We start from the raw sequence: 6,632 nt of genomic DNA on the forward strand, positions 1-6,632 counted from the left end.
AGGACAGAATGATGATCCGCGACAGACGCGCCAAGATCGTGGCAACCGTCGGCCCCGCCAGTGCCTCGCCCACCATGCTGCGCCGGCTTTTCGATAACGGCGTCGATACCTTTCGCCTGAACTTCAGTCACGGCGATCATGACACCCACGCCGGGGTCATCTCGGCGATACGCGACATCGAAACAGAGGTTGGCGTCCCGATCGGCATCCTGCAGGACCTTCAGGGCCCGAAAATCCGGCTTGGCAGGATTGGCGGCGGGCAGCGTGATTTGGAACGCGGTCAGATCGTCACCTTTGCGCAAGGTGAGACTGCTGAGGGCGCCGAGTTGCCCCTGCCGCACCCCGAGATATTCGCGGCACTCGAACCCGGTGATCGACTGTTCATTGACGACGGACGGGTGCGGCTGGAGGTGCGCAACGTCGCGCCCGATCGAATTGAGGCCGAGGTCATCGAGGGAGGCAAGGTAAGTGACCGCAAGGGCGTCAACCTGCCCGATACGGTTCTGGACCTGCCGGTCCTGACCGAAAAAGATCGCCGCGATCTGGACTTCGGATTGCTGCATGGCGTTGATTGGGTCGCGCTGTCCTTCGTGCAGAACGCCAGCGACCTCGATGAGATAACGCGAATCATTGATGGCCGCGCCGGGCTGGTAGCGAAGATCGAAAAGCCGTCGGCTTTGGATGACATCGTGGAAATCGTCCGCAAATCGGACGCGATCATGATCGCACGCGGCGACCTGGGCGTCGAAATCCCGCCCGAGCAGGTGCCCGCACGGCAGAAAGAGTTGATCGCACTCTGCCGTCGCGCAAGCCGCCCGGTCATTGTGGCGACGCAGATGCTGGAATCGATGACCTTGTCGCCCGCGCCGACGCGGGCAGAAGCCTCGGACGTCGCCACCGCGATCTATGACGGTGCCGATGCCGTTATGCTGTCCGCCGAAAGCGCCGCCGGCGCCTATCCGGTCGAATCCGTCGCGGTGATGAACCGCATCATCCGCAGCACCGAAGCTCACTCGCATTACGCCCGCGCGATCTCCGCATCGCGCGAACCGGCAGAATCGCCGGCCGACGCCATCGCAGATATCGGTGCTGCGCTGGCCTCATCGCTTGGCGCCCGTGCGGTCGTTGCCTATTCCTCCAGTGGCAGCACCGCCTGCCGGGTCTCGGCCCGCCGCCCGTTCCTGCCGCTGATCGTATTGACCCGCGATCCCCATGTCGGACGCCGGATGGCGCTGCTGTGGGGTGCCCTGGCACTGACCGAGGATTCCGTTCATGACTATGACGGCATGGTCGAAACGGCGCTGCATGAATGTCGGTCACTGCTTTCGGCCAGCGCCGGCGACTGGCTGGTCGTTCTGTCCGGGGTGCCATTCGGTCAATCAGGTAGCACCAACAATATCCGCGTCGCGACATTCGCATGAGCCGATCTTTCGAAAGGGACCCCATGACCGCCATCATCGACATTTTCGCACGCGAGATCCTGGACAGCCGCGGCAATCCGACCGTCGAGGTCGACGTCACGCTGGAAGACGGCACGATGGGTCGTGCGGCGGTGCCCTCGGGTGCTTCGACCGGCGCCCATGAAGCGGTCGAGAAACGCGACGGCGACAAGGCCCGTTACATGGGCAAGGGCGTGCTGGAGGCCGTGGCCGCCGTCAATGGCGAGCTGGCCGAGAACCTGATCGGCGAGGATTCGACCGAACAGCGCGCCATCGACGCGATGATGTGCGAACTGGACGGCACACCCAACAAGGGCCGGCTTGGCGCCAACGCGATCCTCGGCGTGTCGTTGGCGGTCGCCAAGGCCGCGGCCGAGGCCACCGGCCAGCCGCTGTATCGCTATGTCGGCGGCACCTCGGCGCGCATCCTGCCGGTGCCCATGATGAACATCATCAATGGCGGCGAACATGCCGACAACCCGATCGACATCCAGGAATTCATGATCATGCCGGTCAGCGCCGGGAATATCCGCGAGGCCGTGCGCATGGGGTCCGAGGTGTTCCACACGCTGAAGAAGGAATTGTCGGCGGCGGGGCTGTCGACCGGCATCGGCGACGAGGGCGGCTTTGCGCCCAACCTGTCGTCCACCCGCGACGCGCTGGATTTCATCCTGAAGGCGGTCGAGAAGGCCGGCTACACCCCCGGCGACGACATCATGCTGGCGTTGGACTGCGCCTCCACGGAATACTTCAAGGGCGGCAAATACGAGATGAAGGGCGAGGGCAAATCGTTCAGCCCGGCCGAGAATGTCGACTATCTCGCCGCGCTCTGCGACGCCTACCCGATCCTGTCGATCGAGGATGGCTGCTCGGAGGACGACTGGGAGGGCTGGAAGCTGCTGACCGACAAGCTGGGCGGTCGCGTGCAACTGGTCGGCGACGATCTGTTTGTCACCAACCCGACGCGCCTTGCCGATGGCATCGCGAAGGGCTGCGGCAACAGTCTGCTGGTCAAGGTCAACCAGATCGGCACGCTGTCCGAAACGCTGGACGCGGTGCGCATGGCCGACCGTGCGGGCTATACCTCGGTAATGAGCCACCGTTCCGGCGAGACCGAGGACGCGACCATCGCCGATCTGGCCGTGGCGACCAATTGCGGCCAGATTAAGACCGGCTCGCTGGCGCGGTCGGACCGGTTGGCGAAATACAACCAGTTGATCCGCATCGAGGAAATGCTGGGCGAAACCGGCGAATATGCCGGCCGCAGCATCCTGCGCTAAGGCCAAACAAGTATCTGGCTTGCCAGATGGGGTTGCCCCGGCGAGGCCCTCGGTCGGGGTGAAGATGCCGGGGGGGCAGACGAGACCGGCCGCTTTCGCGACGCGGATTAGCGCTGCCGGTCACAGCCGATGGTCCGCCGCGGCTGAGCTGCGGTGCTCATCCATCTTGAACTGTGTCCCATTTGGGTACACCCACAGGTTACTACCGGCTGTGACACTCGAAAATGCCACAAATGAGTGGCGCGGAGATCATAGTGACAGTATCATTGTAGAAGCCACCCTAAAGTTACAGAATGCCATGCCCCGGATCGGTTACGCCCGCGTCAGCTCATCGAGCCAGGATCTTGAGATCCAGAAGGCCAGGCTGAAAGCGGCCGGCTGCGAGATAGTCCGTGCGGAGACTGGCTCGGGTGCGTCCCGCGATGGTCGGAACGAACTCGCAACCATTCTGGAGTTCCTGCGCGCAGATGACGAACTGGTCGTGCTTCGCCTTGATCGCCTCGGCCGCTCGACCCGCGACGTCCTGAACCTGGTGCATGAGTTGGATGCCAAGGGTGCATCATTGCGTGTTCTTGAGCCTGAGGTGACCACGGCAGGCGGAATGGGGCGTATGGTGATAACCGTCCTTGGGATGGTCGCTGACATGGAGTTGACGTTCATCCGTGATCGCCAGCGAGCCGGCATCGAGGCGGCAAAGCAGAAGGGTGTCTATAAGGGCAGGCGAAAGCAGGTCGATGACCTGAAAATTCGAAGGCTGGCAGCCGAAGGCGCGAGCAAGGCCAAGATCGCCCGCGATTTAGGTGTGTCACGCATGACCGTTTACCGCGCGCTGAAAGCCTCGGGCACCAAAGCGGACGAAAAAATTGAATAGCCTCGGAGGCCATATGAATACCACGAACGCCGTTTCCGAGCTTTGCGAGCTGGTCGTCCGCGTGGAGCCTTCGTCTACGCGCGAAAACGAGCTGGACTGCCTCGTTGAATTGCGGCTGGCCTCTGGAGATCTAGATCTGGGTGACGAGACCTGCGAAATCTCGATATCAAAGTTGACGCTATCCCTAGATATTGAAGGAGCGTCGCCGGTGCCGGAAAGCCGCTATGGCGAGTCGCGCAGGCCACCGACCTCCGAGATGGACAGGGTCATCACCCAGAAAAATCACGTAGCCAAGGGGTTCAAGGCGTCAGCGAACGCGACTGTTGACATAACCGGTCCGTCGCTTGGAGCCTCTGCTTCAGGTGAGATGCATGTGTCTGTGCAGCGGGAAACCACCCTGACCTCACATGACCTCCTCGTGCACAACCTAGTAAAGGCATTGCCTAACCTCCGTTGGGAAGTCCGGGAAGCAGACGACAGCCCTCTCAACGGTACCTACTTGGAAAGTGATAGCTTGGTAAGGTTTGCTCGCGCCGAGCGAGCCAACCGAACAACTGTGCTGGCGCGCGCAACCGTTAGGCAGAGGGACGTCGCGATCGCCCAGGTCGCGAAGGACAAGCGTTCATTGAGATATTTCGAAAGGTTCAGCCGAACACAGCGCCGACTGATGGACATCTTTATCTCGAAGTCAATTGATTCCGCCCTCCGCGGGACCGGCAAGTATGTTGGTGAAATCACGTTATCGTCCGCGAATATTCAGTTGCCAGATGAGGAATGACGCCAGCCTACAGACGCTTGTGGATCCCGGTGATCTTGAGGCCGCCTTTGAGGCGGTCGCGGCCACATCTGGTGAATTCTCGGAAGCCTGCATCGCACTGGGCCTGGACCCCGCGCGAGACTTCCGTTGCAGCAACCTCCGGGACGCTGATTTTTCGAAGGCCGACTTGCGCGGGTTCGACTTTCGCGGCGCTGACCTGCGTGGCAGCTACGGCGCCGATGTTATCTTTGATAGCAGCACAAATTTTGAAGGAGCCGATCTCCAAGGGTCATGTTTTGCGACGTATTACCGAGAGTTGCGTCTATTCAAAGATAATCCGATGGCTGACCGCATGTATCGCACTCTGCTTGAAGGCGATCCTTTTGAAATATCCAGCTGGTTTCATGCACGCTATAGAAACCAGCGCGAAAGGCACTCAATCCTGAAAAAGGCCGACAAAAGGACTGCGGCGATCCTCTGCCAGAAGCTGCTCGCCGACGACATTGACCTCACCAAGCGTACCGACCTGTTCTACTTCCTCAGAAGCTTCACCAGCTCCCGAACCGAACTCCACGAGCTCATGCTGAGTATCTTCGCGCGGCAAAGTGAGAACACCCCACTAATCGAGAAATTCACGACCATCGCATCGAGTCTTCACGGGCATGATAGTGATGTCAGAAACTTAATCGTCCAACTGTGCGCTGCAAAATCGCCGCGTGTCCGCCTGTCTGCCTTTAAGGCAAGCGCGAACACCGGCATTTTCATGCAGAATTTCGAGAGCATGAAGGGACTATTCTTGCGCCAAGAGAACGCGGGCCTTCGAAAGGAATTGATTCTTGAGGCCGCCATTAGACTGGGGCGGAATCACTTGGCTGCTGTCAATCGGTTGGCTCTGCTCGATGACGTGAAGGCCGAGGATGTCTTGGATCTGTCCGAGCTTTTCGAGGAAGCAGCGGGGACGCAGATTTCCGCGGCTATCACGCACCGCCTCGACGCTATCGAGGCGCGGCTGAACCCTCATGCGTCCCACAAGAAGAAGATTTCGTCGAAATCCTCGCCCGTAACCCCTGCTATCATCTATGAAAGGCAGGCAGAGGTCCTTTATTCAGCGCCTGTGCTCCGCACCATCTTCGCCCGTGACGACCCAATCAGGTCGATGGCTGCGAGGGCGCGGCTTGCCAACCGCCGCGAGCACAAGGAAAAACAGAAGAGCAAGTTGCCTAGATGAACATCTGGTGCTGAAGTGGCTAAGTCTGGGATGGCGACAGCGTGGTTGTGCTGCGCTAGGCCGACTAACATATCAATTCTTGATAAGCAGGGTAAAAACCCGATGTGCACGAAAGCCAAAAAACGCGCCAAAACTGCTACGATCAGTCTTCTTGTCGCACTCACCTCGACATCAGCATCTAATGCTCAACTGTTCTCGTGGGGACAAGATAAACGCGACTTTGGTACGCAATATGAGATGACTTACTTTGTGTATGATTGTTTCGATCAACGAGTCAGAGCTGCTTACGGAAGTGTTCGCGTGAGTGCGCGAGATCCTTATCTCAGTGCGATGATGAGAGAAAACAGTCCAATAAGAAAGGGCCTCATGGATCGCTTCCCTGATGTACTTAAAGAGGCGGCACTGGCAGATGATTTTGATATCGACGGCGCTATCAATGGCGTACGTCCAACTTTGGAAAAGGTCGTTGGTACATTATGGAAGGCAGTTGCTGTCGATGGACAGGACCACAACGAACGAATGTGGCAGGAAGAGCAGAATTTGCCACCCACCAATAGCGTTGACGAACAACTAGATGGCTACCTAATCGCAAACATGCTCTTTTGCTCAAAGTATTACTTGGACGAGAAGCTAAAGAAGAATTAATTTTCCTGGCTTTAAGTGAGCGTCCGTTGAACCCGACCTAACGCGCGCTGCTGGAGGCGGCTAAGTGTCCACCATCGATAGTGGACACTATGGGGCGCTCTATGAGCAGGCGGAAGAAGCGGTTTTGGGCTGACGAGGAGAAGCGCGAGATTTGCGCGCAGGCGACGACGCCGGGGATGTCGGTTGCGCAAGTGGCGCGGCGGTATGCGGTCAATGCGAACCTTATTTTCAAATGGTTGAAGGACCCGCGTTTTGCGCCACGGGCCAACGAGCCAAAACAAGAGACGTAAGACCGCATGTCTTTTCCATCGGCCCGGCCCATGGCGGATCTGTCTGTATCCTGAACGTTGGGCGGCGGGTGCCGTCCTTTTGCGATGGAGGAAGACATGCGGAGAACCCACGGAACGCTCTA

Annotated in this window: 7 protein-coding genes; all 7 read left to right on the plus strand. The window is 59.1% G+C overall.

What is annotated here, in order from left to right; translation table 11 throughout:
* Positions 1-11 precede the first annotated feature (11 nt).
* A complete protein-coding gene (gene pyk / locus KNW02_RS15890) occupies positions 12-1,421 on the plus strand; it encodes a pyruvate kinase (RefSeq protein WP_216034254.1) in 1,410 nt (469 codons plus the stop codon).
* A 23-nt stretch (positions 1,422-1,444) separates the two neighbouring features.
* Positions 1,445-2,719: a phosphopyruvate hydratase gene (eno, locus tag KNW02_RS15895; RefSeq protein ID WP_216034255.1), complete on the plus strand. Its 1,275-nt coding sequence runs from the start codon at positions 1,445-1,447 to the stop codon at positions 2,717-2,719.
* Positions 2,720-3,017: 298 nt separating this feature from the next.
* Positions 3,018-3,590: a recombinase family protein gene (locus KNW02_RS15900; RefSeq protein WP_216034256.1), complete on the plus strand. Its 573-nt coding sequence runs from the start codon at positions 3,018-3,020 to the stop codon at positions 3,588-3,590.
* 13 nt (positions 3,591-3,603) lie between these two features.
* Positions 3,604-4,368 (plus strand): hypothetical protein, encoded by a 765-nt coding sequence (locus tag KNW02_RS15905; protein ID WP_216034257.1) that lies wholly within the window; start codon positions 3,604-3,606, stop codon positions 4,366-4,368.
* Positions 4,358-5,575, plus strand: coding sequence for a pentapeptide repeat-containing protein (locus tag KNW02_RS15910; protein ID WP_216034258.1), 1,218 nt, complete (start codon positions 4,358-4,360; stop codon positions 5,573-5,575). The genes KNW02_RS15905 and KNW02_RS15910 overlap by 11 nt, the downstream gene beginning before the upstream one ends.
* Positions 5,576-5,677: 102 nt before the next feature.
* Complete coding sequence (locus KNW02_RS15915) at positions 5,678-6,220, plus strand: hypothetical protein (RefSeq protein WP_216034259.1); 543 nt, start codon at positions 5,678-5,680, stop codon at positions 6,218-6,220.
* 101 nt (positions 6,221-6,321) lie between these two features.
* Positions 6,322-6,510, plus strand: a complete 189-nt coding sequence (locus tag KNW02_RS15920) for a transposase (RefSeq protein WP_252733977.1) — start codon at positions 6,322-6,324, stop codon at positions 6,508-6,510.
* Positions 6,511-6,632: the final 122 nt, after the last annotated feature.

Source organism: Paracoccus marinaquae, from assembly GCF_018860165.1.
GTDB classification, from domain to species: Bacteria; Pseudomonadota; Alphaproteobacteria; order Rhodobacterales; family Rhodobacteraceae; genus Paracoccus; species Paracoccus marinaquae.

Excerpts from the sequence above, each read along its gene's own strand:
- KNW02_RS15920 (WP_252733977.1), top strand. The coding sequence starts at position 6,322 with ATGAGCAGGCGGAAGAAGCGGTTTTGGGCTGACGAGGAGAAGCGCGAG.
- KNW02_RS15915 (WP_216034259.1), top strand. The coding sequence starts at position 5,678 with ATGTGCACGAAAGCCAAAAAACGCGCCAAAACTGCTACGATCAGTCTT.
- KNW02_RS15905 (WP_216034257.1), top strand. The coding sequence starts at position 3,604 with ATGAATACCACGAACGCCGTTTCCGAGCTTTGCGAGCTGGTCGTCCGC.
- KNW02_RS15910 (WP_216034258.1), top strand. The coding sequence starts at position 4,358 with ATGAGGAATGACGCCAGCCTACAGACGCTTGTGGATCCCGGTGATCTT.
- pyk (WP_216034254.1), top strand. The coding sequence starts at position 12 with ATGATCCGCGACAGACGCGCCAAGATCGTGGCAACCGTCGGCCCCGCC.
- KNW02_RS15900 (WP_216034256.1), top strand. The coding sequence starts at position 3,018 with ATGCCCCGGATCGGTTACGCCCGCGTCAGCTCATCGAGCCAGGATCTT.
- eno (WP_216034255.1), top strand. The coding sequence starts at position 1,445 with ATGACCGCCATCATCGACATTTTCGCACGCGAGATCCTGGACAGCCGC.